Consider the following 24,972-nt stretch of genomic DNA (forward strand, 5'->3'; position numbering starts at 1 on the left):
AGACAGCCCTTATTCCCTGCTCCCTTACTCCCCTGAATTCTAATTCCCCAGCGCCAACTGATCCGTGATCTCAAACCGCTCCGAGACGCCGACACGGATCATGTTGAGGCTACCTTCCCTGGTGAAGCGGAAGTCGCCGGGCGCGTCGGAACCGGCCGGCTGGCCGGCACGGAAAGAGATGATGCGCGTGCCGCCATCGGGCCAGGTCACAGTGATGTTCGCCTTGTCGGCGCTGTGCACCACGCTGACCTTGCAGCGCTCCATCGGCTGGCCGACATAGCGGGCGCAGGGAATTTCGGGGCCAGAAGCCAGCGTCGGAGTGGAATCAAGCGGGACGTCAGGCGCCGCCAGCGCCAGTAGGTACGCATCCTGCATGGCGGCGTGGCCGATTTCCGCGGCCGATTTCGGCGTGCTTTCGGCTGCCGGACCGGCGCCGCCAAGCCGCGCCGTCAGGTCGGGCGGTGCGACCGGCGCGCTGTCGGCTGAGCCGGTGGCCTGCGATTGGTCCGGTGCCGAGGCCTGCTCGGCCCCACTGCCGGTGGAGGCAATCACCGGCGCACCGGCCGGTCTTGGCTCACCTTCGACATAGGGGTTCGGATTGAGGGGGATGAGATAGCGCGCCGGCGCCCAGCCGCTCAGCTTCTCCTTGCCCGTGCTTTCGACCTTGCACCATTTGTAGCCGTTGATGTCGTTGCAGCCGAGATTGGTGACCATGTCGCCGCTGCTCAGCCGCGCCTCGACCGTGGCGACCGGCGATGCGGTGGTGCGGACCTTGAGAAGGTCGTCCGGCGCCAGGCCGGTGACGACGGAGATGACGAGCTCCGGCGCCTCTTGGGCCATCTCTTCAGCCATAGCGGGGGCAATCACCGGCCACGCCGTCATCAGCAGCGGAGCAGCAATCAGCGCATGGAGGTTTGTTCGGAGCGTAACTGTGCGCCTCATCGTTTGGCCGTGCGCTGATACCGTGCCGCGGCGGATCGAGCCCGCCGCAAGCCCGGCCGGTTTTATAAGGGACGACGCGGCGCCATGTAAGCCCGAAAATTCGGGCCGCCGTTTCGCCAGCCTTCAGCCGGGCAGGGGCATGAACCCGGTTCTGAGCGCGTGAGCCCATTCCGGCCGGCCCGCTTGTTCGGCCTGCCTGGCGGCCGCCTCGTGGTCGTAGTCGACGGCGATGGCCTCGAAGCCGTCAGGCTGGCCGTTGCTGCCCGAGGTGACAATGCCGTAGCGCGCATGCGGCGAGCCCTGCTCGGAGACATGCGCCGGCGGCGTGGAATCGTCATAGGCAGGGCAGCCGATGCTGCCCGGATTGAAGATGACGGGACCGTCGGGGACGCGGATCAGTTCCGCGCGGTGGCTGTGGCCGCACAGCGCGATGCGGCAAGCCGGGTCGAGCGCCTTCAGCCGCCGACGGATCGCCGTCAGCGGCGCGCGCACCAGCTGGCCATTGGCGATCGTATCAATGAGATATTTCTCGTCATGGTCGGGACGGGCGTGGAAAGCGATGATTCCGGGTGCGATCTCCAGCGTCAACGGCTGGGCGAACAGCACCTGGCGCTGTGCCTCGGTCAGCCGCTCCTGCGCATAGACGTCGGAGGGCCACATGGTGTCATCAGCGGGGTCGGCGGCAACAAGGCGGTCGTGGTTGCCGCGCACCGTCGGCAGGTTCAGCGCCTGCAGCCGTTCCATCGTTTCGCGCGGCCATAGCGGGCCGGAAACGCTGTCGCCGAGATTGACGGTCAGGTCGGCGCCGCCGCGCCGGCGCAGGTCGTCAAGCACGGCGTCGAGCGCCAGCACATTGCCGTGGATGTCGGCGAGGACGGCGATGCGCATTTCGGGAAGCTCCTGTGTGACGCCGCTTTTCCTTTTCCCCACGTTCGTGGGCGAGGAACCCAAGTCCTTCAGGGTCGGGCGTGCACTTCGATATCGTGGCCGCCAACCGCCGGCAGTGCGGGATCGTCGCCGGCGGCGGCGATGACGCTGTCGAGCAGGCCGGGGAAGCGGGCGTCGAGATCGGCGCGGCGCAGTGTGATCATGCGGTTGGTGCCGACCACCTCGGCGCGGGTGACGCCGGCCTCGCGCAATTTGGCGAGGTGGTAGCTCAGATTGGTCTTCGAGCCGAAATCGAGGAACTGGCTGCAGTTCAGCGGCACGCCCTGCTTGCTGGCGAGATAGCGCACGATGGCAAGCCGCGTCGGGTCGCCGAGCACGCCAAGCACGATCGGCAGGCTGATCTGGTCCGTATTGGGGTGTGGCAAGGTCATGGCTCGAAACTAAGCACAGTCGGGTCCGATTTCAACGCATCCATCATTGTTGGCTCCACGTGGCCTTTCTCCGTCTCGCGCGAACCCCGCCCGGCCTGTGCTGACACAGGGCTGTCAGGAAGGTTCAGCTATTTTTCCCTGGCTTCATTGACATGATGCCCTGTTATGTCCAATTGTTCAATAACTTTTGAACTAAGGACATCCCGCCATGGACAAGCGCCTCTTCTGGCTCGCGCTCGGATCGTTCACGATCTCGACCGAAGGCTTCGTCATCTCCAGCCTTCTGCCCGACATCGCGGCGGATGCCGGCATCTCCATTCCGCTGGCCGGCACGCTGATTACCGCCTTCGCGCTCGCCTATGCGGTCGGCACGCCGATTCTCGCGACGCTGACCGGCGAATGGGACCGGCGCCGCGTCATCCTGTGGACGCTGGTGTTCTTCGTCATCGGCAACATCGCCGCCGCCTTGAGTTCCTCCTTCGAACTGCTGCTGGTCGCGCGCATCGTCATGGCGCTGTCGTCGGGCCTGTTCGCCGCAACCGCGCAGGGCACCGCAGTAGCGCTGGTCGATGATCATCACCGGGCGCGTGCCATCGCCGTCGTCGTCGGCGGCACCACTGTGGCCGTTGCGCTCGGTGCGCCGCTCGGCGCGCTCGTTGCCACCGTCGCCGGCTGGCGCGGCACCTTCTTTGCCATCGCCGGCCTTGGCGCGCTTGCAGGCGCGATCCTGTGGTACCGGCTGCCGCAGGGCATCGTCGGCACCAGGCTGCCCTTGAAGCGCAGGCTGGCGGCAGCGCTGCGTCCCGGCGTGATGCCGATCCTGTTGACGACAGTGCTGGCGCTGATCGGCGCCTTCACCGTCTTTGCCTATGTCGCGCCGCTTGCCATCGAGGGCGGCGGTCTCAGCCAGATCGCGCTGCCCGGCATGCTGCTCGCCTTCGGCGTCGGCGCCGTCATCGGCAACATTGGCGGCGGCCAGGCCGCCGACCGGTTCGGTGCGACCCGCACCGTCGGCTGGTCGCTGGCGCTGAGTGCAGCCATGCTGGTTTTATTGTCGGTCATCCCGACCTTCCTGCCGCACCATATTGCCGGGCCGGCGCTGATGGCGATGATGGTGCCGTGGGGCATCGTCGGCTGGGCGTTCCCGCCGGCGCAGGCGAGCCGCATCATCAAGCTGGCGCCCGATGCCGCCCCGATCGTGCTGTCGCTCAACGCCTCGGCGCTCTATCTCGGCGTGGCGCTGGGTGCCGTGGTCGGTGGTGCCGTGCTGCGCTACGGCGCGCCGGCCGATCTCGGCCTAGTGGCCGCGATCTTCCCGATCGTCGGGCTTGGCGTCGTGGTCGCCGGCCGCTGGGCGGCTCGGCCTGTAGAAATGCCTGCCGAGTAGAGTCTTTGGCAAACGCTGGCCTTAGGGCGTGGCCGGCGGCAGATCAAAATCCAGCGCGGCGATCTCATCCAGAGCCGCGCGCAAATCTTCGGCCTTGTCCTTGCCGACGACATCTTCGAAGCGCTGCTGGGCGATTTGCCACAGTTTCATCGCTTCCTCGAGCTTGTCCAGGCCCTTTGGCGTCAGTCGTACACGCTTGACGCGGCGGTCCTCCGGGTCGGCGAAGGTCTCGACATAGCCGTCGCGGATCAGCGGTTTCAGCGTGTGGCCGAGCGCCGACAGGTCCATGATCAGCGACGTGGCGATGGCGCCCATCGCCGGCTCATCGCCCATATGGATCTGGTAAAGCAGGCCCTGCTGCGTCGCCTTGAGGCCTGACGGCTCCACCACATCATCATAAAACTTGCCGAGCTTGCGCGCCGCGCGGCGCAGCGCGGCGTTGTTGCAGAGCGTGAGGCCGGGCAGGCTGTCCTTTGACATGATGGTCCCTGGCGCCGGCGAATGAGGCCCGGCTGCTCCCCTCAAATAATCCCCGCCCGTCTCATTGACAAGATAGTGGCATATGCCTACTTCACGATTAGTGGTATATGCCACTAAATCAGATCAAGCGGCTTTCCGGCAGCGCGGCAGATGCCACGGCGCCGGGGTCATTCGAAACGAACAAGATCAGTTGAAGAAGGAACAGGACAATGAGTGGACAGGGCAACAAGGGCACGGCGGTCGTCACCGGTGCTTCGTCGGGCATCGGCGCGGTCTATGCCGACCGGCTGGCGGGGCAGGGCTACGATCTGGTGCTGGTGGCGCGGCGCGCCGACCGGCTGGAGGAACTGGCCGGGAAGCTGCGCCAGACCTATAGCCGCAAGGTCGGCGTGATCAGCGCCGATCTTGCAAACGACGATGATGTGCGCCGCGTCGAGCAAGCTGTAACAGCCGACGAGAGCATCACACTGCTGGTCAACAATGCCGGCATCGGCGGCCAGGCCGTCGTGGCCACCGCCGATGTCGACGCGGCCGAGCGCATGATCAAGGTCAACACCATCGCCTTGACGCGTCTAACCCGCGCCGTGCTGCCGGGGCTTTTGGCACGCAACCGCGGCGGCATCGTCAACATCGCCTCGGTGCTCGCCTTCGACACCTCCTTCGGCGGCATCTACAGCGGCACCAAAGCTTATGTGGTCAACTTCACCGAAGCCCTGCACCGTGAGGTCGAGGGCACCAATGTGAAGGTGCAGGTGGTGCTGCCGGGCGCGACCCGGACCGATTTCTGGGAACTTGCCGGCACCGATATCGCAAACGTTCCGAAGGAGATCATCATGACCGCCGACGACATGGTCGATGCCGCACTTGTCGGCTTGGCCAAAGGCGAGGCGGTCACCGTGCCCGCGCTTGCCGATGCGGCCAAGCTCGACACATTCCTCGGCGCCCGGCAAGCCTTCTACGGCAGCCTGCACGCCGACAAGCCGGCGGCGCGTTACGGGGTTTGACGGTTGAGGGGCTGGTTTGCTTTGCGAACCAGGACCCCCAGCCCGCTGCTTCGCAGCGACTTGCCGGGGCGAGCCACGGGTCTCGCCCACCTTCGGACCCCCATAAGGGGGAAGGTTAGGGGCGCGCGCCACCCTCCTTGAGGCTTGGAAAAGGCGCGCTCCCTACCTCCCCCTTGTGGGGAGGTCGGACCGAAGGCCCGGGTGGGGGGCTGGCGCGGGTTTTGGCTTGAGCGCTTTACACCGACCGCCACATCGGAATGATCGAGGCGGCCAGCACCAGCGCCAGCACGACGTTGAGCGCGCGCCATTGCCACTCGGTCTTGAGCAGCCGCGCCAGCACCATGCCGGCCACGCACCACAGTGAAAGCGAGGCGGCGGCCGCGAGGCCGAAAGTGGCGCCGAGCAGCAGCGCGAGCTGCATCGGTCCGCTGGCCAATGCCGCGAACGACGCCGCGGCGCCCAGTCCCATCGCCCATCCCTTCGGGTTCATCCATTGAATGCCGGCGCCGCCGAGAAAGCTGTTCGGCCTGGTCATGTTCACATCCAGATTAGGCGGTCCGCTGCGGCCGATCTTGATCGCCAGCCAGACGAGATAAAGTGAGCCGGTGACCTTCATCGCCAGTTGCAGCGAGGGCACGGCGAGCAGCAGGCCGGCGAGCCCGGCGGCGGCGGCGCTCGTCACCGTGGCGAGGCCGGCGGCGCTGCCGATCAGCAGGGGTACGGAACGGCGAAAGCCGAACTGCGCGCCCGATGCCGTCGACAGGGTCGTGGCGATGCCGGGCGTGGTGGTGGCGACGATGGCAAACAGGATGAGCGGGAAAATGGGCTCGAGCATGCGGCGTCCTCGGTGGGAGGGCTGCCATCGTAGCTGCGCACGAACTTCAGTAAATGCAATGTTTGCTATGGTTGACATTAGCAAGCATAATGCCAACCATGATCCGAAATCTCGACATGGCGCTGATCCGCACCTTTATCACCGTCGCCGACAAGGCCAGCATGACAGCGGCGGCCAATGCACTGCACCTGACGCAAGGTGCTGTCAGCCAGCAGGTCAAACGGCTGGAGGAGGCGTTCGGCTCGAGCCTCTTCGAGCGCGACCGGCGCGGCTTGCGGCTGACGCGCGCCGGTGAACAGCTATTCGGCAGGGGCAAGCGGCTGCTGGCCTTGAATGACGAGATCTGGGCCGAAATGGCTGGGAGCCCGGTGGCCGGCCAGGTGCGGCTCGGCGTGCCCTACGACCTTGTCGGCACCTTGCTGGCGCCGGTGCTGAAGACCTATGCCGAGACCTATCCGCAGGTCGAGATATCGCTGGTCTGCGCCTCGTCGCCAGAATTGACTGCTGCCCTTGCGGCCGGGACCATCGACCTTGCCGTGATCGAGGAATGCGCCGGCCCGTCGGCCGGCGAATGCCTCGTCGTTGACCGGCTGGTCTGGGTCGGTGCCAAGGGCGGCGTTGCCCGCGCCAAGCGGCCGCTGCCGGTCTCGATCGTCGCCGACACCTGCGCTTTCCGGCCGGCTGTGCTGGCGGCGCTCGGTGAGCATGGGCTGGAGTGGCGCACCGTGTTCGAGAACGGCAACATCGACGCGACGACCGCGACGGTGCGCTCCGACCTCGCCGTCACCACCTGGCTGGCCTCCACGGTGCCAGCCGATCTCGACATATTGCCATCGGAGTCCGGCCTGCCGCCGCTGCCGAATTTTGCCATCAACCTGCATCTGCCGAGGCATGGGGTAGGGCCCGCGGCGCAGGAATTCGCACGGCATATACGGGAAGGGCTGGCGCGGCGACCAGTCGCTGCTTGAAGCTTCTCAGAACTGGGGTTCCTCTCCCCCGTCGCTCTCCCCCCTCCGGAGGGAGAGGAAAGGTGCCAGCTGAGGTAGGTTCGCGCCGTTCCTCTACCCCGTCAACCGGGGGAGAGGTGTCGAGCGAAGCTCGACGGAGTGGGGGTCGATCTTTCATCGTGGGGCGAGGAACCCAGGTCCTGCTACTTCCAATTCCTGCGCCGCTCGAGCTCGGCTTCCGACGGCTCTCCCGTGACAAACGACCCGACCTTGACCTCGCCCGCGCGTTCGTAGGTCGCCATGATGACGCCGGTGCCGGTTGCCTGCGACTTAATGAGCTTGAAGGCGGCCGGGATCGCGCTGTCGCCGAACAGCCGCTTGCCGTTACCCAGCAACAGCGGGAAGACCATCAGCCGGATCTCGTCGATCAGCCCGTTGGCGAGCAGCGTTCGGATCAGGTTGCCCGATCCCTGGATGAGCAGGTCGGGTCCATCCTCCTGCTTGAGGCGGCGCAACTCCGCAACGATATCAGGCCCGAGCGATTGCGTGTTCTGCCAGGTGAGGGTGTCGGGCCGATGCGTCGCGACATATTTGGTCGCAGGGTTGAAGGCATCCGCGATCGGATCTTTCTGATATGGCCAGTAGGCGGCGAAGATATCGTAGGTCCTGCGGCCGAGAAGCAGGGCGAAAGGCTTGGAGAACAGTTCATCCATCGCCGCGCCCCCCGCCTCGTCGAAGTAATGGAAGGTCCAGCCGCCGAACTTGAAGCCGCCGACCGGATCCTCTTGCGGGCCGCCGGGCGCCTGCATGACGCCGTCGAGGCTGACGAATGTCGCAGAGATAATCTTTCTCATTCCAATGCTCCCGTTCTTCGGTCCACGCCGTCGTGGCGGACTTCAGCCCAAGGACGGGCGACGAGCCACCGGTCCGACAGGACAGGACGAAATTTTGGAAAATCACCGTTGCTTGCGAGGCTCGGTGTGGAGATTTTCCGACGAGAACCAGACATCGCCTGATATGGCGGTGGCGGTGTCGTCCGGCGCCCTGTCCTGCGCCAGCCAGATCGAGCGGCTGCGCGCGGCCTGCTCGCCGGTGGGGATCATCGCCGCGGGGTCCGCGACCGAGGCGCCGACACAGGGAATGAACCACGACCGCATGAACGGATCGCAGGCGAAGCCTTTTTGCGTGCGTGTCACCATCACCGCCAGCGGGACGCGCTCGGCCGGCCGCCAGGGAAAGATCATGCGGCCGCCTGGCCGCAGCGCCTTCAGCCATCCGGCCGGGGGCGCTGCGACCCCGGCATTGACATAGATGATGTCGGATGGCGGCAGGGGCGTCGTCACGGCATCGCCATGTACCACCGTCGCATTGCCATAGGCTTCGAGATTTTGACGCGCCAGATCGGCCAGCTTCTCGTCGAGTTCGAAAGCGGTGACGATGCCGCCTGGCGAAACCAGCCGGGCCAGCACGGCGGTGTAGTAGCCGGTGCCGGCGCCGATATGGCAAACCGCCTCACCGGGTTTCGGTTCAAGCTTTCCAATCCACATGGCGTGCAGGAATGGCTCGCCATTGTTGATGCCCTTGTCGTCGTCGAGCGCCACCAGCACGTTCTGATAGATATGAGCCGGATCGGCGCTTGGTGTTCTGATCTTGCCGTTGCCGGCGACGACCGTCCACGGCCCGGGACCGAGAAACGCTTCGCGCGGCACGTCGGCGAAAGCCGCTTCCAGACGTGGGTCGGGCGAGCCGGCATTGGCGGCCAGCAGCCGCGCGTAGAATTTCCTGATGTCTTCGATCCGGGTCATGATGCCGGAAAACATAGCGCGGATTGCCGATTTGTCGCGAGGCTGCCCCCTGCGCAGAGGGCAGCCGGTTTCCAGGCGAAGCGGAACTCAGCCGACCCCGAACATGGTGTCGTAGAGCAGCTTGAAGTTGAGCACCAGGATGATCGCGGCGACCACCCAGGCAAGGGCTGCGACGCCGCGCGGAATGGCGAGATTGCCCATCTTCTTCTTGTCGGAGACGAACTGCACCAGCGGGACGACCGCGAAGGGCAGTTGCATCGACAGGATGACCTGGCTGAACACCAGCAACTGGCCGGTGCCCTTTTCGCCATAGAGCGCGGTGACGACCACCACCGGGATAATGGCGAGGCCGCGCGTCAGCAGCCGGCGTGCCCAGTTGGGGATGCGCAGGCGCAGGAAGCCTTCCATAACAATCTGGCCGGCGAGCGTGGCCGTCACCGTCGAGTTCAGGCCGGAAGCCAGCAGCGCCACCGCGAACAGGATCGAGGCGATGCCGAGGCCGAGCAGCGGCGACAGCAGCTCGAAGGCCTGGCCGATCTCTGCGACGTCCTGGTGGCCGGTGTTGTGAAAGGCGACCGCGGACACGATCAGGATCGAGGCGTTGACGAACAAAGCCAGCATCAGGGCGATGGTCGAGTCCGTCGTTGCCCATTTGATGGCGTCGCGCTTGCCCTTGTCGGTGCGTTCATAGGCGCGGGTCTGCACGATCGAGGAGTGCAGATAGAGATTATGCGGCATGACGGTGGCGCCGATGATGCCGATGGCGATGTAGAGCATCGCCGGATTGGTGACGATTTCCGACGACGGCACGAACATGGCATGCAGGATCGAACCGGCCGGCGGGGCGGCGACGAAGATCTGGATGGCGAAGCAGCTGAAGATGATGATCAAAAGCGCGATGACGAAGGCTTCGAGATAGCGAAACCCCTTGTTCATCAGGAGCAGCACGAGGAAGGCGTCGAGCGCCGTCAGCATGGCGCCGCCGATCAGCGGAATGCCGAACAGAAGCTGCAATGCGATCGCGGTGCCGATGACTTCGGCCAGGTCGCAGGCGATGATGGCCAGCTCGCAGGCGATCCACAGCACGAAGTTCACCGGCCGGGGATAATAGGCCCGGCAGGCCTGGGCGAGGTCGCGGCCGGTGGCGATGCCGAGCCGTGCCGCCAGCGCCTGCAAAAGGATCGCCATCAGGTTGGACAGCATGATGATGAACAGCAGCGTGTAACCGAACTGGGCGCCGCCGGCGAGGTCGGTCGCCCAGTTGCCGGGGTCCATATAGCCGACCGAGACCATGTAGCCGGGACCCATGAAGGCGAACAGGCGACGGAACCAGACGCCCGAGTTCGGCACGGCGATAGAGGAATTGACTTCGCGCAGGCTGGGCTGCTCGTCCTCGTCGGGCCTGGCGAACCGCCATGAGGAACGGGAGGCTGTGGCTTCGGCTTCAGACATGAAGGAGGGCTTTCCGCGAGACTGGACGATGTTGCCTTAAGCTATGCCATGGCTCAACATTATGCAATATGCTATATTTCATTGTCGTTGCTTTTTATCCGGCTGGCGGTCATCGGGTGAAACGGCAATCGGAAGCCCCGGTTGCACCTGTGGCGGAATGCAAATAAACGGCCTGAAGAATCAGAGCCCGTGCTATGAAAGCATGGATGGCAAATAGTCTTGGGAGGAGCGCGTATTGGTGCTGAAGAACAGACCAGTTCCGCGCGAGCCGCTGCTCGACGCCGAAATTCATTCGGAGGGCTTCCGGCAGCAGCGCGAAGCGCGCCGCAGTGCGTTGGTCGAGGATTATGTCGAACTGATCGCCGACCTGATCGAAGACGGCAACGAGGCGCGTCAGGTCGACATCGCCGCACGGCTCGGCGTCGCGCAGCCGACGGTGGCCAAGATGCTGACCAGGCTGTGCGCCGACGGTCTGGTGTCGAGAAAGCCCTATCGTGGCGTGTTCCTGACCGAAGCCGGCCGCAAAGTCGCGGAGGAAAGCCGCATCCGCCACCAGACGGTGGAAGCTTTCTTGCGCTCGCTCGGTGTCAGTGCGGAGACAGCGCGCATCGATGCCGAGGGCATCGAGCACCATGTCAGCGCCGAGACGCTGGAAGCCTTCCGCAAGGCGATGACGGCGCGCTGAGCGCCAGAGTTCCCGCGTCGCCGGAACCGTCGCACGCCAGACACGTTTGCACCAGATCCGTGCGATTGGCGCGCGAAAGGGAGGAAACGATGGGCATCGAACAAACGCCGGCGGCAAAGGGCAAGCAGGCAGCCGAGGGACTGAAACAGGCGGCGGCCAGGGATGAGCGCAAGACCGAAGCCGAAACCGGCCATCCGCTGAAAAAGGGCGCGGCGCGTTTCGAGGAGCGTTCGAAGAGCTCCGACGGCAAGAGCGCCGGCGCCAAGCAGGAAGATTAGCTCTCTGTCGGGCTTACGTGATCGGCTGTAGGCCACGGGGACGATTGCCACGCCGAGCCGCTCGCCACAACGAACTTGGCCGCAAGGCAACGCGTGTGGCCAAAAAGGCCATCGAAAAATGCTGTGACTTGGCGCAACCGTTGGGATAATTGTTTGTCGCCCCGGAGCAACGGGGAGGTTTGCTGTACGAGGAGTTGCCATGCTCTGGAAGGGCCGTCGTCAGAGTGACAATATCGAGGACGACCGCAGCGACAGCGGCGGTGGCGGACTCGGCGGCGGCGGTGGCCAGTTCCGCATTCCGATCGGCGGCCGCACCGGTGGCGGGGGCAGCATCTTCCTCGTCATCCTGGTGGTGCTGGCCGGATGGTATTTCGGCTTCGATCCTTCGACGATCCTGGGTGGTGGCGACGGCGGCCTGCTGCCGGGCGGCGGCGGCCAGATCACCGACAACAGCGGCCAGGACAACGGTGCCACACCGGCCAATGACGAGATGAAGCAGTTCGTGGCGACCGTGCTGGCCGAGACCGAGGACACCTGGACCGGCATCTTCAAGTCGCAGGGATTGACCTACGAGGATCCCAAGCTGGTGCTGTTTTCCGGCCAGGTCCGTTCGGCCTGCGGCTTTGCCTCCGCGGCGGCCGGACCGTTCTATTGTCCCGGCGACCACAAGGTCTATCTGGACATGACCTTCTTCCAGCAACTCGACCAGCAGTTCGGCGCTTCGGGCGAATTTGCCCGCGCCTATGTGATCGCGCATGAAATCGGCCATCATGTGCAGAACCTGACCGGCATCATGTCCAAGTTCAACCAGATGCGGCAGAGCATGGGCGAGGTCGAGGCCAACCAGATGTCGGTGCGAATCGAGCTTCAGGCCGACTGCTTTGCCGGTGTGTGGGCCCACTACACCGGACAGAAAGGCATATTGGAGCAGGGCGACATCGAAAGCGCGCTGAACGCCGCCAAGCAGATCGGCGACGACACGCTGCAGAAGAAGATGCAGGGCTATGTCGTGCCGGAAAGCTTCAACCACGGCACCTCGCAGCAGCGGCAGACCTGGCTGGCGCGTGGTTACAAGAGCGGCAAGCTGTCGGATTGCAACACGCTGAGTGGGCCGATCTGACCAGACCGTTGTCGAGCTTCACCTGCCGGCGATGCTGCCGTCAGGTGGTGTCAGGATGAATAGATTCGGCCTGTTCCTGCATTGTTCCTTTCCGCGAGCTCGCCTATAAGGTGCGTCCGCCTGCGCCTGAGGGCGAGCAGAGGAGCTTGATCCTGCATGATCGACCCCAAAACCGCCAGACGGGGCCTTGCGCTCGTCTTCACCACGCTGCTGCTCGACATTATCGGCTTCGGCATGATCATGCCGGTGCTGCCGGCCTATCTCCGGGAATTGACCGGGGTCAGCATCAGCGGCGCGGCGATCGAAGGCGGCTGGCTGTTCTTCGTCTATGCGGCGATGCAGTTCTTCTTCGCACCGATCATGGGCGGCTTGAGCGACCGGTTCGGGCGGCGGCCGATCCTGCTCGCATCGGTGCTGACCTTCTCCATCGACAATCTGATCTGCGCCGTCGCCTGGTCCTACCCGATGCTGTTCATCGGGCGCGTGCTGGCCGGCATTTCGGGCGCCAGCTATTCGACGACATCGGCCTTCATCGCCGACATCTCGAACGATGACAATCGGGCTAAGAATTTCGGCCTGCTCGGCATCGCATTTGGCGTCGGCTTCGTCATCGGGCCGGTTCTGGGCGGGCTGCTCGGCACGTTCGGGCCGCGCGTGCCGTTCTATTTCGCCGCCGGGCTCGCCTTCGTGAATTTCCTCATCGCTTTGTTTTTCCTGCCGGAAACGCTCGATGACAAGCACCGCCGCCGCTTCGAGTGGAAACGCGCCAACCCGGTCGGCACGCTTCTGCAGATGCGCCAATATCAAGGCATCGGCTGGATCGGGCTTGTCTTCTTCCTGATGACGCTCGGGCATATGATGTATCCGGCGGTCTGGTCGTTCGTCTCCAGCTACCGCTATGGCTGGAGCGAGCAGCAGATCGGCTTCTCGCTCGGCGCCTTCGGCCTGTGCGGCGCGATCGTCATGGCGACGGTGCTGCCGCGCGTCATCCCGAGGCTTGGCGAGTGGAAGACGGCGGTCATCGGCCTGACATTCACGGCAGCCAGCGCCTTCGGCTACGCCTTCGCGTCGCAAGGCTGGATGATCTATGCGGTGATCGTCGTCGGCTGCCTGGAAGCGCTGGCCGACCCGCCGCTGAGGAGCCTCGCCGCCGCCAAGGTGCCGCCTTCGGCGCAAGGCGAACTGCAGGGCGCGATGACCTCGATCTTCTCGATCACCTCGATCATCACGCCGCTGCTCTACACGGCGATCTTTTCCTGGTTCACCGGGCCAAGCGCGCCGGTGACCTTCGGCGGCGCGCCCTATCTGCTGGGAGCGTGCTTCCTGACGCTGGCGGTCATCGTCTTTGTGACGAAAGTTGCGAGGCCGGCAGCGCGCACGAATGTCGCCACCGATGTCGCTGAGGATGGAGCACAGGTGTGAGTCACAACCGCATTGCGCTCACCAGGGAGTGCCATCCCGGCAGGGCAATGAGGGGCGGCGCTACCGGATCGCGCTAAGCCCGTTCGGCCAGCAATTCCTCACCGCGCTTTTCGCGGATCAAATTGACGAAGCGGCGGAACAGGTAGTGCGAATCCTGCGGGCCGGGCGAAGCCTCGGGGTGATGCTGGACCGAGAACACCGGCCGGCCGGTCAGCGTGATGCCGCAATTCGAACCGTCGAACAGCGAGACGTGGGTTTCCTCGACGCCTGATGGCAGCGAGTCGGCATCCACGGCAAAGCCGTGGTTCATCGAGACGATCTCGACCTTGCCGGTGGTGTGGTCCTTGACCGGATGGTTGGCGCCGTGATGGCCCTGGTGCATCTTGGCGGTCTTGCCGCCCAGCGCCAGCGCCAGCATCTGGTGGCCAAGGCAGATGCCGAACACCGGGATGTCGGTCTTCAGCAGATCCCGGATGACCGGTACGGCATAGTCGCCGGTGGCTTCCGGGTCGCCGGGGCCGTTGGAGAGAAAAATGCCGTCCGGCTGCATGGCGAGGATTTCCTCGGCGCCGGACTTGGCCGGCACCACGGTGACCTTGGCGCCGAGGCCGGCGAGCAGGCGCAAGATGTTGCGTTTGACGCCGTAGTCGATGGCGACGACGTGCATTGTCGGTTCGATCTGTTCGCCAAAGCCTTCGTTCCACACCCAGGGCGTCTCGCGCCAGACCGAGGACTGGCCCGACGTGACCTCCTTGGCGAGATCCAGCCCGATCAGGCCCGACCATGCGGCGGCGCGGCGCTTCAGATCGTCGATGTCGAACACGCCATCGGGCGCATGCGCGATGACGGCGTTGGGCATGCCCTTTTCACGGATCAGCGCGGTGAGCGCGCGGGTGTCGATGCCCGACAAAGCGACGATGCCGCGCTTCTTCAGCCACTGGTCGAGACCAGTGCCGGCACGGTAGTTGGACGGGTTGGTGACATCGGCCTTGAACACGGCGCCGACGGCGCCGGCGCGGGCGACCGGATTGAGATCCTCGATGTCCTCGTCATTGGTGCCGATGTTGCCGATATGCGGGAAGGTGAAGGTGACGATCTGGCCGGCATAGGACGGATCGGTGAGGATTTCCTGATAGCCGGTCAGCGCCGTGTTGAAGCAGACTTCGGCGACAGCGGAGCCGGTGGCGCCGAGACCGCGACCTTCGATGACGGTGCCGTCGGCCAGCACCAGAAGGGCGGTCGGCTTTTCCGTGGCCCAAGCGGGGGTCAAGGCGGGCGTCATCTCGGCCATGCGGCACTCCTGTCAGGCCGCGCGCTGCAACCGGCCCGGCGGGCCATCTGCGCGGCAAACGGCGCGAAGCGGCGATTTCGCGGCTTCCACGCAGTCAAATTTCCGTTCATGCAAGGCCCAGTACATAGGGGAAGGGGGCAGGGCGGTCAATGATCATGCGAAATGCCGCCATATTTTATTTCGCCTAGCAAAATCAGTGGCTTGCCTCGGCACATCAGAGTTTGCCTTGGCTCGCCCGCGGCGCTATTGTCCGCGCCGATCGAAGGAGAATGCACCATGCGCGGCAAAATCGCCGAATCCCTGAAGAGCGCGATGAAGGCGCAGGACAAGCACCGGCTGCCGACATTGCGGCTGATCCAGGCCGCCATTCACGACCGCGACATTGCCAATCGCGGGTCAGGCAAGGAGCCGGCCAGCGACGAGGAGATCCTGCAGATCCTGGCCAAGATGGTGAAGCAGCGCGAGGAATCGGCCAAAGCCTTCGATGACGGCAAGCGGCCGGAACTGGCCGCGCAGGAGCGCGGCGAGATGGAGATCATCCGCACCTTCCTGCCGACGCAACTGGACGATGCGGCGGTAACCGCGGCGGCGCGCGAGGCGATCGCCGCGACCGGTGCGGCCAGCCAGAAGGACATGGGCAAGGTGATTGCCGCGCTGAAACAGAAATATGCCGGCCAGATGGATTTCGGCAAGGCGAGCGGCATCGTCAAGGGTCTGCTGCAGTAGGGTGCTGCTCATCTCGTCGCTTGGGTGGCCGACCGGGCGGAATCCAGATCCGTCCGGAATCCAAGTCCAGGAATTGGAACCCGGATAGCGCCGAGATGTTTATCCGTCATGCAACTGGAGAGATGCCATGACTGAGAACGAAACCCGCTATGAAACCGGTGCGACGAAATATCCGGCAAAGACCGGTGCCGACGCTTCCGATGAATTCTCCCAGGATGCGGCCGCCAACGAGAAGCCTGCCGGCGGAATAGGGCTCACCCGCCGGATGGGCGAAGTGGAAGACCGCACCCGCCAGTCGGAGGGACAAAACCCGCCAAGACAAGTCACGCCGAGCGCCGCAACCGAAAAGACGTCCGGGGCCGGCCCCGCTATCGCGGAGCGTTCAAAGGACGCCAAGGCTCCGAAGAGCAGCCAATGAAGCGAAGGCCGGGAGCACTCCTGCGGCGCTTTGGAGATCGGCGGACAAGTGGTTCGCGTAGTTAGCGTTTGCCGATCCCTTCAACGACGATGCGGATGAGGTGCCTGATCTCGTCCTCGCTGAATGACCCGGCCGAAAGCGCCGAAAGCATCGCCTGGCCGTATATTCCAAGCAGGACCAGCGCCATGAAATTGGCATCGTCATCCCTGCGAATGACACCTTGCCGTTGGCCGAGCACCAGAAGGTCCCGGACCAGGCGCTGGAATGAGGGCCGGTCGGGCGGCGGCTGCAGGGACGGACGCTCGGCGGGGGCAAGAGCCAGCCTGGCAAGCGAGGGATTGGCCAGGCACCAGCCGGCGCTGTCGAGAAAGACTGTCTCGAGCATGACGAATACATCTTCGTTCGCCGCCATGCGGGCGCGGTAGGCGGCATCGCCCGCCTCCACGCGGGCGATGAGCCGCAACGCGATTTCTTCTTTCGAACTGAACAGATTGTAGACCGTTTTGCGGGTCAAGCCGGCGCGCGTCGCGATCTCCTCGACCGAGGTGTTGGCAAACCCCATCTCCCGAAACGCCAGGTCGGCGGCATCGAGGATGAGGCTTCGCGACCGTTCGGTCCGCTTTGGGGTTGTCATTTTTATACCCTAGTGTAAATTTACACATATGTAAACTTTTGCTGCGTGACCGCCGCATTGCGGCAGCCGCCAATCCCGCGAAGGGTCGACCGTGGCGCATCGGAATTCAAGCGGCTCTATGGGAAGCAATGTGCAAATGGCTGGTAGTCTCAAGGAATTCGGCCTTGGGATCTGGATTGCGGATGGTCCGATCGTCACGGCGGCCGCCGGCTTTCACTATCCCACGCGTATGGCCGTTATCGGATTGTCCGGGGGCGGTTTGTTCATCTGGTCACCGGTAGAGCTCACGAACGAGCTGCGCGCCGATGTGGACGCTCTGGGCGTGGTGCGCTTCCTGATCCCGCCCAATTCGCTTCACCACGTGTTTCTCGCTGACTGGCAGCGCGGCTATCCCGATGCCAAGGTCTATGCGCCACCCGGCCTGCGGGAAAAGCGCCGAGATATCCTCTTCTGCGGCGAACTCGGCGATACGCCTGCCGCCGACTGGGCGGACGATCTCGACCAGGTCGTCGTGCGCGGCAACAGGATCACCACCGAGATTGTCTTCTTCCACCGCGCAAGCAGGACAGTGTTGTTCACCGATCTGATCCAGCATTTCCACGCCGGATGGTTCAAGGGCTGGCGGGCGCTCGTAGCCCGGCTGGATCTGATGGTGGCCGCAGAGCCCTCAGTGCCGCGAAAATTCCGCGCCGGCTTTACCGACCGGCGCGCCGCGCGTGCCGCTCTTCAACGCATACTGGCATGGCCGGCCGAAAGAGTGCTGATGGCGCACGGCGAACCAGTGACGGAGGACGCTCAAACGTTCATCCGTCGCGCTTTTCGCTGGCTGGTTGGCCGCTGACTTCCTCGGCGGATTTCGGCGCTTCGAGCACACGGCGCAATGCCGGCGCTTCCTGCTGGATATGATCCCACAGCCGGTTCGCGATCGGCCCATGCGGCCGGTCGCGGCGGCGCGCCACCACCAGTTCGTCGGTGCGGCCCGGCAGATGACGGCCGGCAATGGAGTGCAGGCGTCCGTCCTGCAGTTCTTCCTCGATCAGGAAGCGGGGCAGGTGGCCCCAGCCAAGGCCCTGCAGGATGATCTCCTTCTTCATGCCCTGGTCGGCGACGAGGCATTGCGGCGCGCCTTCGATCAGCGAATAGTTTTGTTGTGGCGAATGGCGGGCGCTGTCGCGCATGACGCATTGGGTGAGTGCCTGCATCTGGTCCGGGGTGATCGGCTGCTCGATACGCTGAGGCAGAAAGCCCGGCGCCACCACGGGAATGAAGGACACCTTGCACAAATCGACCCATTCCACCCGCGCATCGCCCTTGTCGACCCAGTGCAGGATCAGGTCGGCTTCGTCGTCGAAGAGACGCTCCCATGGGCCGCCCACCGCTTCGAAATGCAGATGCAGGCGCGTGCCGGGCAACTGTGCGAAGAATCGCCCGAGCATGCCCAGCACCTGCGGGCGCGGGCACAGGTCGCCGATCACCACATGGATCTCGCTTTCCTCACCCATCGCCAACTGGGCGGCATGGACGCGCAAACCGTCCATCTCGCGCAGCAGCGATAGCGCTCGGCGGTGGAACGACAGCCCGGCCTCGGTCGGACGCACGCGATAGCCGCTGCGATCCAAAAGGACGAGGCCGAGCTGTCGCTCCAGCTTGGCGACGGCGGCGAACACCGCGGGGTGCGAGCGATACAGCATGGCCGCCGCAGGCTGAAAACCGCCGGTGCGGACCACCGCATCGAAGCATTGCAGATCGTGCAGGGTGAATTCGGCCATGTCAGTTTTTGTTACAGAGCTTGTCTTGTCTTTGTAATATCAACAAAATCGCTCCACGGCTAGGCTCTGTCTCGTTCAACGTTCCAGAAGGAATCTTCATCATGAATGAGCTGAATTTCGTCACAACGGGCGACGGCACGCGCATCGCCTACCGCTTCGACGGCGACGCAAGCAAGCCGGTGCTGGTGCTGTCGAATTCCATCGGCACCACGCTGCACATGTGGGATGGGCAGGTCGGCGAATTGGCGAAGCATTTTCGTGTCCTGCGCTACGATTTTCGCGGCCATGGCGGATCGAGCGTTCCGGTCGGCGCCTATTCGCTGGACCGGCTTGGCCGCGACGTCATCGAGTTGCTCGATGCGCTCGGCCTGCAACGTGTACATTTCCTTGGCCTGTCGCTCGGCGGGTTCGTCGCGCAGTGGCTCGGCATCCACGCGCCCGAGCGGATCGACCGGCTGATCCTGAGCAACACCTCGTCCCATCTGGCGCCGGCAAGCTATTTCGACGAGCGGATCGCTGCGGTGCGCCAGGCGCCGGACATGTCGGAAACCGCTGAGACGTTCCTGAGCAACTGGTTCCCCGCGTCGCTGGTTGCCGCCAACGAGCCTGTGGTCGAAGACTTTCGCGCCATGCTGCTGGCTATCGACCGGCAGGGCCTGGCGGGTCTGTTCGCGGCGGTTCGCGACGCGGACCTTCGCCGCACCGTGGCACTGATACCCCGGCCGACGCTGGTGATCGCCGGTCGGCACGACACGGTGACGGCAGCCAGCCACAGCGAGCTGATCGCCGCGACGGTGCCCGGCGCGAAGCTGGTTGTGCTGCCTGCGGTCCATCTGTCGAACATCGAATATCCGGCAGAGTTCATCCAGGCTGTCATCGATTTCTGCGCGGAGCCGAGTGCCGCGACGGCAAAGGCATCCGGCACCAGCCCGGCGGTTGCCGAGCGTTCAAAGGACGCTGCGGTTCACAAGGGCGGGCGCCAGCCGGAGCCTGCGTCAATGTGAGCGCCGGGCCGAGCCGAGCCATCTGGCGAGAAGCTTTTCAACGCCTTTCGGAACGATCCCGTCACCTTGCCATTATCAGCACGAAGGCAGGCTCGGCCAGGCAAACGCCGTAACCGACCTTAGAGACGGTCGGCGACGCACCACTTTCGGGCGCCGACACGAACACGCCGGAGGAAAGCGATGACTGGACGCAAAACCCACGATCAACAAATTCGCATCATTGAAGAGCGGGAAAACACAAAGAACGCCGGCAAGGATTTTGATGCCGAGGCGGATCTGAAACGATCAGCGGCGGAACGCGAAGCACTGCGCAAGGGAGCGGACACACCGGACCTCGTCGATCCAGACGACCGCAACATGCTTCGCGGCAAGAATCAGGAAAGCGCCCATCACAAGAACCGTGCCGACGACTAAAGCGCGTCACGGACCAGCAACGCTCCTGGAACATTCGTCATAGATTGGAGGCAGCCCATGGCACGCGGCAGCAAGAAGCACATCGGAGCAGGTTCACAAGGAAAGGGTTCCGGCACAGGCGCCATGACCGTGACGCCAAAAGACAAGCTCGAAGAAAACAAGGTTCTGTCCAATCGCGACAAGGCACAGCATTCCAAAGAACGCGGTTTGGACTCCAGGCAGGTTGCGACCGAGCAGCATCAGGATCATGCCGCCAACCGTTTGCGGGACTGACGCCCGACAGGGGCGCCAGCCTCGGCCTGGCTGTCCGGGGAGCCGTCAGATTCGTACCATCTCTATTTGACACCGAGGCTTTCAGGCCAGAGCGCCTGGATTTCCTTCGGCAGCGCATCGCGCACCTTAGCCGATTGGCCAAGATCAATATGCCGTGCAAGAACTCGGAATACCGAGCGTGCTGCATCCTCGGGATCGACGGGGCGGATCGATTTCAATTCCTCGCCGATGTGCTGCGAGAAGTTTTCCAGGGAGCGCGTTTTGTCCGGCTCGGCTGCGGGCCGGTAGTGGTCGTAATAGGCGCCGCGCACCAGGAGCGGCAGTTCCGCCCCAAGTTTGGCCGCAAGCCCGATCTGCAGCCTGTCCCTTACGGTCCGCAGGACCGCGCCCAATATGTGCCATGCAATTCGCCGATCCGGACCATGATCGTCCATGATCTCGTCGAGCCAGATGTTGGTTGTCTGCAGCGTCCTGTCAAAGACATCCAAACCGGTAGCGCTCATCATCGCCTCCTCATCAAATTCATGTCTGGTTTCGAAACGATGCTCAGGGACAATCGTTTCGCTATCTGTCGACAAAATTGGCTCGGCCTGTGATCCGGCTCTGCCCCGGGATCCACGGTAGCGGTCTTGGTTGCGCCGGAACCCCTTCCGAAGCAGTTCGTTCCTGGTGGGCGGCTTTGAGGAGCTGGTTGGGGGAGCGCGTCCTGAACGGATTTTTTGCGATGCCTGCAAGGAAGACAAAAACCAATGAAGGCGAGAACCGACAGCAACTCCTGCAGATGATGACGACGGAGCATTTGGTGCTGGGGACCGCCAGGGCGGCGACTATTCAGGAGGCGAATCAGCGCGCAAATTTGTTCCTGACTTCGGTATCCAGCGCCACGATCGCCCTTGCTTTCGTGGCCCAGGTGACGAGGATGGGGCTTCCTTTCATGCTGTTCAGCCTGATCCTGTTGCCGTGCCTCTACTTCATTGGGCTGGTGACATTCGTCAGGGCTGTGCAGGTGGCCATCGAAGACATGGTCCACGCCCGCGGCATGGCACGCATCAGGCACTGCTACACCGAGCTCACCCCTTCGATGGCGCGCTATCTGGTTCACTCCACCCATGACAACCAAACGGCTCTGCTGGCCGATGTCGGCCTCAAGCCAAGGCCCTGGCAAGCGTTCGCCGGAACCGCAGGGATGGTGAATGTCGTCAACGGTGCCATCGCCGGTGTCTTTGCCGGCGTGATGCTCAAGGTCGTCGTTGGCTCGACGGCCAGTCTCGCCGTGACTGTCGGCATTCTAGCTTTTGCGGTGAGCAACTGGTGCCTGTGGCAACATCACAGGCGCAGTTGGGCAAGCGCGGAACACAAGCTGAAGGTGCTGTTTCCAAACGTGCCGGACAGCGACGGCAAGGCGCGGATCGGATAACCCGTTCGAGAGGGCAGGAGCATCAACTCGCGCTAGGCGGAAACCTCAAGCACGATCTTGCCACGCACATGCTCATTTTCCAGCCGTTCTTCCGCTTTGGCGACCTCTCCAAGAGGGTAGGTGGCTTGCACGAAGGGGGTGACCTTGCCGGCCTCGATGAGGCGGCCGATCTCGGCAAGATGCGCCGCATTCGGCTCGGCCAGGTAGGAGACGCCACGCGCCCGACGCAAGTTTGCCTTTTCCTGCGACGGTTGGGAAAGCGTGGAAACGAGCGTCCCGCCAGGCTTGAGCACCTCCCAGGAGCGCTCCTGCGTGTCGCCCGCGACAAGATCGAACACCAGGTCGACCGCATCGACGACCTCTTCGAAACGCTGATTCTTGTAGTCGACCGTCTGATCGGCGCCAAGCTCACGGACGAAAACGACGTCCTCGGCGGAAACGGTTGTCGCGACGCACGCGCCCACGGCCTTGGCCAGCTGGATCGCCAGATGACCGACGCCGCCGGCGCCGCCATGGATGAGAACCCGTTGTCCGGATTTGAGGCCGCCATGATCGAAAAGGCCTTGCCATGCGGTGATGCCGGCAAGCGGCACCGCCGCGGCTTCGACATGGCTTAGACGATCCGGTTTGGCAGCCGCCTCCGTCGCCTTGACCACGACATATTCGGCATTGCCGCCCCGGTCATGACCAAGCATCGCAAACAACGGGTCGCCCTTCTTCAACGTATGCGCCCGCGTACCGCATATTTCCACCGTGCCGGATACGTCGCGCCCGAGCGTGACCGGCAGGGTCTCGCTCACCGACCCTTCGCGGGTCTTGTAGTCGATCGGATTGACGCTTGCGGCGCGGACCCTGAGCACAACCTCGTCGTCAAGCGGCTGAGGCGAGGGGACCTGATCGATCGAAAGGACCTCAGGTCCGCCAAAAGCGTGGATGCGGATTGCTTTCATGTCGGCATACCTCCTGTTGTCTGGCTGTCGGCGACGCTGTCTGCAGGGCTGTCGTCAGCGGCTGTGCAACCGGGGTTGCGGCGGCAGGCACGCTGGCCTCCCGGGGGGCCACCGTCAGATGATTTTCCACCGTCATCGGCGACCCAGCGGGATGCCAATTTGTCGGCGGCCAATCCGTCACGATCAGGCCGCCGCAAGGACGCCCAGTCCTGCTAGGCCGTAGACTGCGTCGGCGGGTTCTGGTTCATCATCCACAGCTCGATCGCAGCCAGCACCGCGACCAGAACGCCGATTACAACATGCACGCCCATGGCTGTGGTTGCCTGGAATCCAAGCACCCAGGGAGACACAACTACCCAAAGACCCACAACGAGGTTCAGCCATTCCTCCCAGACAGCAAAGGCGAAGAGGGCGGCAACCGAAAGCACGACAATCACGATGCCGCTGCCCATGGCATTCTGGGACTGTGTCCCCGCCGCGAAGGCGAATATCCATGGAGAGAAGAAGAGAATTGCTCCGAGGACCAGATTTGCTACGTCACAGAGCTTGGCGTTTGACCATTGGTTCATGATTTTTCTCCATCAAGCGTGCTCTCCACGCTTCCGAAGCTCAATCGGCGGCCTTGAAACCGTCGGGTCACATGGCGGCAAGGCTACAACCAGACTTGCTGGCTTTCTAACTGGAGAGCAGGCCGTTGGTTCCAACCAATCGGCCTGGCACGGCACCGGGAACTCTCCTCGCCGGGAGCATTCAGCCACTCCCGATCCGTTCGCGACATACAACGCGGCGGGAAGGTGCGAGGCGCAGGCGATTACCCATGTGATCGCCTCTCGATCATAGTCGTCACCCGGAGCGCCAGTCCTCGAAGAAGACGTTCAATGTAAGCGTGATGTGTTCGCGTTCTGGCAGCCTTCTGTGCCGCTTCCTTCCTGCCGCGGGTACCCTTGGTCACTGCCTTGCGCGCGGCGGCGGAACGACCGGATGCGCCTTTCGTTTCGGCGGCCTTCTCGGCGGCGGCCGCCCGCGCCATGGGCGCGCGTTGTCTCTGGGGACCAACGCGCCGAGGTTACAAATGAACCTATCCCAGCCTTTGGCTTACCGACATCGACGACGCGCGGGGAGTCAGACGCTGGCAAACCTCGGAGATCGGGATCGATACCGGTTCACGACGGGTTGCTGATCAATGCGCATGGTTCGCATGCCGAAGCGGACGTCACGGCTGCGTGCAAATCGGCACTGGCTGCGGCGGCGGTGCCGGATGATCCTTCCTGTATTGGGCGATGATCGGCTCGAGGGTCTTTCGCGGCCAGAATTTCGGTGTGCCGATTTCCTTCAGGCAGGACGCGTTCCAATAGGTGCCCGGCTGTGAATGGTTGGCTGCGACCGCGGCGATGTCGCGCGATTCCGGGTAGATGTAGAGCGTCGTCGGATTGTCCTTGACCATCGGGATAATCTGCTGCGCATCCGCCGGCGACCAACTGGTGCAGCCATTGCTGCGACCGCCGGCATAATCCACCAGCTTGCCGAACGGCACGAAGCCGTCATGGTCGGCATGCGAGCTGTTCGGATTTTTGCGCAGGCACAGGCCGTGCAGCACCTGGGCCGCGTGGCCGCCGATCACCCGCTGCCTGGCGTTCGCGGCTTCGCCTTCGCCGTCGAACTGGATGAAGGTGCGCTGGAAAGCCACGTCCCGTTTCGCACCAGTGCGGTAATAACCCTTGAACGAGGTTTTCGCCTCGCGGGTCATATAGGCGCCGCCGGCCGTCAACGATGAATCCATCGCATTGCCGAAGTTCTTCGCGCACCGCTTGCCGTTCGAAAAATCGACGACACCCTTCAGATTCCGCCCGCTGCCATGACCCGACGAAATCGCGCGGAAGGACTCGCTGCCCTCGCAGATGACGTAGTAGCGGCGGCCGAGCACGCCATTGCCCAGATCGCTGGGGCGTGTCGCATCCATGGCGAAGTAGCAGGGGTTCTTGACGGCCCCTTGGGCGACCTTCTTCCGATAAAGCGCGCGGGCTCGTTCGAGGACAATTTGTGAGATCTGGCCCTCGCTGTTGCCGACATGAGCCTGCAACCAGGCCGGAACGTCAGATGATGCGGCAAAGGATCGAGCCGACACCGTCACGGCGATGACGGCGACGAAAAAGCTGGCGACGACGCCCAGACAAACAGATCTCAACCGCACCGGATCAATTCTCCTGTCGAAGCGAATGGCGATTTCTTGCGGTATTGCCGCGAGAATCGATCATAGATGGCCTCGCATTATCAGGCGAAACACATCTTGTTTAGCGCGCCCGCATGAAGATCCGCAAAGCAGGTCGACGCATGCAACGGCCCTACGCCGACATGCTGGCTCCAGGCTTGCGGCGGACGTCTTCGTATCCTTGAAGCAGG

The 24,972-nt window shown here is 63.7% G+C and carries 29 protein-coding genes; 14 read left to right on the forward strand and 15 right to left on the reverse strand.

Translation table 11 applies throughout. The features are described from left to right. Positions 1 to 39: 39 nt before the first annotated feature. The 3 genes from EN990_RS14490 to EN990_RS14500 form a co-directional block, all read right to left on the reverse strand. Positions 40 to 942 carry an SH3 domain-containing protein gene (locus tag EN990_RS14490; RefSeq protein ID WP_164766115.1) on the reverse strand — a complete coding sequence of 301 codons (903 nt, stop codon included), beginning with the start codon at positions 940 to 942 and terminating at the stop codon, positions 40 to 42. Between the two features lie 123 nt (positions 943 to 1,065). Beyond that, the gene (locus EN990_RS14495; RefSeq protein ID WP_127370366.1) at positions 1,066 to 1,830 is read right to left on the reverse strand and encodes a metallophosphoesterase family protein; all 765 of its coding nucleotides are present in this window, start codon (positions 1,828 to 1,830) and stop codon (positions 1,066 to 1,068) included. Positions 1,831 to 1,898: 68 nt separating this feature from the next. Then, entirely contained in the window at positions 1,899 to 2,261 is a 363-nt protein-coding gene (locus tag EN990_RS14500; RefSeq protein ID WP_013530112.1) for a helix-turn-helix transcriptional regulator, read from the reverse strand. Positions 2,262 to 2,469: 208 nt separating this feature from the next. On the opposite strand from EN990_RS14500, the gene EN990_RS14505 reads away from it, so the two are divergent. Continuing rightward, positions 2,470 to 3,648, forward strand: coding sequence for an MFS transporter (locus tag EN990_RS14505; RefSeq protein ID WP_013530113.1), 1,179 nt, complete (start codon positions 2,470 to 2,472; stop codon positions 3,646 to 3,648). 21 nt (positions 3,649 to 3,669) lie between these two features. Here the strand turns inward: EN990_RS14505 and EN990_RS14510 are convergent, their stop codons facing one another. Further along, positions 3,670 to 4,128, reverse strand: a complete 459-nt coding sequence (locus EN990_RS14510; RefSeq protein WP_013530114.1) for a MarR family winged helix-turn-helix transcriptional regulator — start codon at positions 4,126 to 4,128, stop codon at positions 3,670 to 3,672. Between the two features lie 209 nt (positions 4,129 to 4,337). Between EN990_RS14510 and EN990_RS14515 the strand changes: the two genes are divergently transcribed. Further along, on the forward strand, positions 4,338 to 5,132 hold the full coding sequence (locus tag EN990_RS14515; RefSeq protein ID WP_013530115.1) for an SDR family oxidoreductase: 795 nt from the start codon (positions 4,338 to 4,340) through the stop codon (positions 5,130 to 5,132). A 235-nt stretch (positions 5,133 to 5,367) separates the two neighbouring features. Here EN990_RS14515 and EN990_RS14520 read toward each other — a convergent pair whose 3' ends face one another. Continuing rightward, a complete protein-coding gene (locus EN990_RS14520; RefSeq protein WP_127369782.1) occupies positions 5,368 to 5,967 on the reverse strand; it encodes a LysE family translocator in 600 nt (199 codons plus the stop codon). Positions 5,968 to 6,065: 98 nt separating this feature from the next. Here EN990_RS14520 and EN990_RS14525 point away from each other — a divergent pair, with 98 nt between their 5' ends. Beyond that, positions 6,066 to 6,935 (forward strand): LysR substrate-binding domain-containing protein, encoded by an 870-nt coding sequence (locus EN990_RS14525; protein WP_013530117.1) that lies wholly within the window; start codon positions 6,066 to 6,068, stop codon positions 6,933 to 6,935. A gap of 182 nt (positions 6,936 to 7,117) precedes the next feature. On the opposite strand, the gene EN990_RS14535 is transcribed toward EN990_RS14525, so the two are convergent. The 3 genes from EN990_RS14535 to EN990_RS14545 all read right to left on the reverse strand — a co-directional run bounded on the left by EN990_RS14535 (position 7,118) and on the right by EN990_RS14545 (position 10,171). Then, on the reverse strand, positions 7,118 to 7,768 hold the full coding sequence (locus tag EN990_RS14535; RefSeq protein WP_127369590.1) for a dihydrofolate reductase family protein: 651 nt from the start codon (positions 7,766 to 7,768) through the stop codon (positions 7,118 to 7,120). Between the two features lie 102 nt (positions 7,769 to 7,870). Further along, positions 7,871 to 8,719, reverse strand: coding sequence for a protein-L-isoaspartate O-methyltransferase (locus EN990_RS14540; protein ID WP_164766116.1), 849 nt, complete (start codon positions 8,717 to 8,719; stop codon positions 7,871 to 7,873). A gap of 87 nt (positions 8,720 to 8,806) precedes the next feature. Next, on the reverse strand, positions 8,807 to 10,171 hold the full coding sequence (locus EN990_RS14545; protein WP_013530120.1) for an Nramp family divalent metal transporter: 1,365 nt from the start codon (positions 10,169 to 10,171) through the stop codon (positions 8,807 to 8,809). Positions 10,172 to 10,406: 235 nt separating this feature from the next. On the opposite strand from EN990_RS14545, the gene mntR reads away from it, so the two are divergent. From mntR to EN990_RS14565, 4 genes are all read left to right on the forward strand, one after another. Then, positions 10,407 to 10,856, forward strand: a complete 450-nt coding sequence (gene mntR / locus EN990_RS14550; protein ID WP_024504117.1) for a manganese-binding transcriptional regulator MntR — start codon at positions 10,407 to 10,409, stop codon at positions 10,854 to 10,856. Positions 10,857 to 10,945: 89 nt separating this feature from the next. Beyond that, positions 10,946 to 11,134, forward strand: coding sequence for a hypothetical protein (locus EN990_RS14555; RefSeq protein ID WP_013530122.1), 189 nt, complete (start codon positions 10,946 to 10,948; stop codon positions 11,132 to 11,134). A gap of 199 nt (positions 11,135 to 11,333) precedes the next feature. Beyond that, positions 11,334 to 12,254, forward strand: a complete 921-nt coding sequence (locus EN990_RS14560) for a neutral zinc metallopeptidase (RefSeq protein ID WP_013530123.1) — start codon at positions 11,334 to 11,336, stop codon at positions 12,252 to 12,254. 156 nt (positions 12,255 to 12,410) lie between these two features. Further along, on the forward strand, positions 12,411 to 13,676 hold the full coding sequence (locus tag EN990_RS14565) for a tetracycline resistance MFS efflux pump (RefSeq protein ID WP_027162079.1): 1,266 nt from the start codon (positions 12,411 to 12,413) through the stop codon (positions 13,674 to 13,676). A 73-nt stretch (positions 13,677 to 13,749) separates the two neighbouring features. On the opposite strand, the gene carA is transcribed toward EN990_RS14565, so the two are convergent. After that, complete coding sequence (carA, locus tag EN990_RS14570; protein ID WP_013530125.1) at positions 13,750 to 14,967, reverse strand: glutamine-hydrolyzing carbamoyl-phosphate synthase small subunit; 1,218 nt, start codon at positions 14,965 to 14,967, stop codon at positions 13,750 to 13,752. A 276-nt stretch (positions 14,968 to 15,243) separates the two neighbouring features. Between carA and EN990_RS14575 the strand changes: the two genes are divergently transcribed. Continuing rightward, positions 15,244 to 15,693, forward strand: coding sequence for a GatB/YqeY domain-containing protein (locus EN990_RS14575; protein ID WP_013530126.1), 450 nt, complete (start codon positions 15,244 to 15,246; stop codon positions 15,691 to 15,693). A 127-nt stretch (positions 15,694 to 15,820) separates the two neighbouring features. Then, a complete protein-coding gene (locus EN990_RS14580; protein WP_063172881.1) occupies positions 15,821 to 16,111 on the forward strand; it encodes a hypothetical protein in 291 nt (96 codons plus the stop codon). Positions 16,112 to 16,172: 61 nt separating this feature from the next. Here EN990_RS14580 and EN990_RS14585 read toward each other — a convergent pair whose 3' ends face one another. After that, positions 16,173 to 16,745 carry a TetR/AcrR family transcriptional regulator gene (locus EN990_RS14585; RefSeq protein WP_013530128.1) on the reverse strand — a complete coding sequence of 191 codons (573 nt, stop codon included), beginning with the start codon at positions 16,743 to 16,745 and terminating at the stop codon, positions 16,173 to 16,175. A 136-nt stretch (positions 16,746 to 16,881) separates the two neighbouring features. Here EN990_RS14585 and EN990_RS14590 point away from each other — a divergent pair, with 136 nt between their 5' ends. Beyond that, positions 16,882 to 17,586, forward strand: a complete 705-nt coding sequence (locus tag EN990_RS14590; protein ID WP_024504113.1) for a DUF4336 domain-containing protein — start codon at positions 16,882 to 16,884, stop codon at positions 17,584 to 17,586. On the opposite strand, the gene EN990_RS14595 is transcribed toward EN990_RS14590, so the two are convergent. After that, positions 17,549 to 18,514, reverse strand: coding sequence for a LysR family transcriptional regulator (locus EN990_RS14595; RefSeq protein WP_013530130.1), 966 nt, complete (start codon positions 18,512 to 18,514; stop codon positions 17,549 to 17,551). The genes EN990_RS14590 and EN990_RS14595 overlap by 38 nt on opposite strands. Positions 18,515 to 18,615: 101 nt before the next feature. On the opposite strand from EN990_RS14595, the gene EN990_RS14600 reads away from it, so the two are divergent. The 3 genes from EN990_RS14600 (at position 18,616) to EN990_RS14610 (ending at position 20,205) form a co-directional block, all read left to right on the forward strand. Continuing rightward, on the forward strand, positions 18,616 to 19,518 hold the full coding sequence (locus EN990_RS14600) for an alpha/beta fold hydrolase (RefSeq protein WP_127385449.1): 903 nt from the start codon (positions 18,616 to 18,618) through the stop codon (positions 19,516 to 19,518). Between the two features lie 180 nt (positions 19,519 to 19,698). Continuing rightward, complete coding sequence (locus tag EN990_RS14605) at positions 19,699 to 19,932, forward strand: hypothetical protein (RefSeq protein WP_127370095.1); 234 nt, start codon at positions 19,699 to 19,701, stop codon at positions 19,930 to 19,932. A 57-nt stretch (positions 19,933 to 19,989) separates the two neighbouring features. Beyond that, complete coding sequence (locus EN990_RS14610; protein ID WP_013530133.1) at positions 19,990 to 20,205, forward strand: hypothetical protein; 216 nt, start codon at positions 19,990 to 19,992, stop codon at positions 20,203 to 20,205. A gap of 62 nt (positions 20,206 to 20,267) precedes the next feature. Here the strand turns inward: EN990_RS14610 and EN990_RS14615 are convergent, their stop codons facing one another. After that, positions 20,268 to 20,708: a DUF2267 domain-containing protein gene (locus EN990_RS14615; protein ID WP_013530134.1), complete on the reverse strand. Its 441-nt coding sequence runs from the start codon at positions 20,706 to 20,708 to the stop codon at positions 20,268 to 20,270. Between the two features lie 188 nt (positions 20,709 to 20,896). Here EN990_RS14615 and EN990_RS14620 point away from each other — a divergent pair, with 188 nt between their 5' ends. Beyond that, positions 20,897 to 21,622 (forward strand): hypothetical protein, encoded by a 726-nt coding sequence (locus tag EN990_RS14620; protein ID WP_245465139.1) that lies wholly within the window; start codon positions 20,897 to 20,899, stop codon positions 21,620 to 21,622. A gap of 32 nt (positions 21,623 to 21,654) precedes the next feature. On the opposite strand, the gene EN990_RS14625 is transcribed toward EN990_RS14620, so the two are convergent. From EN990_RS14625 to EN990_RS14640, 3 genes are all read right to left on the reverse strand, one after another. Further along, positions 21,655 to 22,572 (reverse strand): NADP-dependent oxidoreductase, encoded by a 918-nt coding sequence (locus EN990_RS14625; RefSeq protein ID WP_127385450.1) that lies wholly within the window; start codon positions 22,570 to 22,572, stop codon positions 21,655 to 21,657. A gap of 212 nt (positions 22,573 to 22,784) precedes the next feature. Further along, positions 22,785 to 23,141 carry an SPW repeat protein gene (locus tag EN990_RS14630; RefSeq protein WP_027162069.1) on the reverse strand — a complete coding sequence of 119 codons (357 nt, stop codon included), beginning with the start codon at positions 23,139 to 23,141 and terminating at the stop codon, positions 22,785 to 22,787. Positions 23,142 to 23,785: 644 nt separating this feature from the next. After that, positions 23,786 to 24,763: a hypothetical protein gene (locus EN990_RS14640; protein ID WP_127370147.1), complete on the reverse strand. Its 978-nt coding sequence runs from the start codon at positions 24,761 to 24,763 to the stop codon at positions 23,786 to 23,788. Positions 24,764 to 24,972 lie beyond the last annotated feature (209 nt).

It is taken from the genome of Mesorhizobium sp. M7A.F.Ca.US.005.03.1.1, assembly GCF_003997975.1.
GTDB lineage: Bacteria > Pseudomonadota > Alphaproteobacteria > Rhizobiales > Rhizobiaceae > Mesorhizobium > Mesorhizobium ciceri.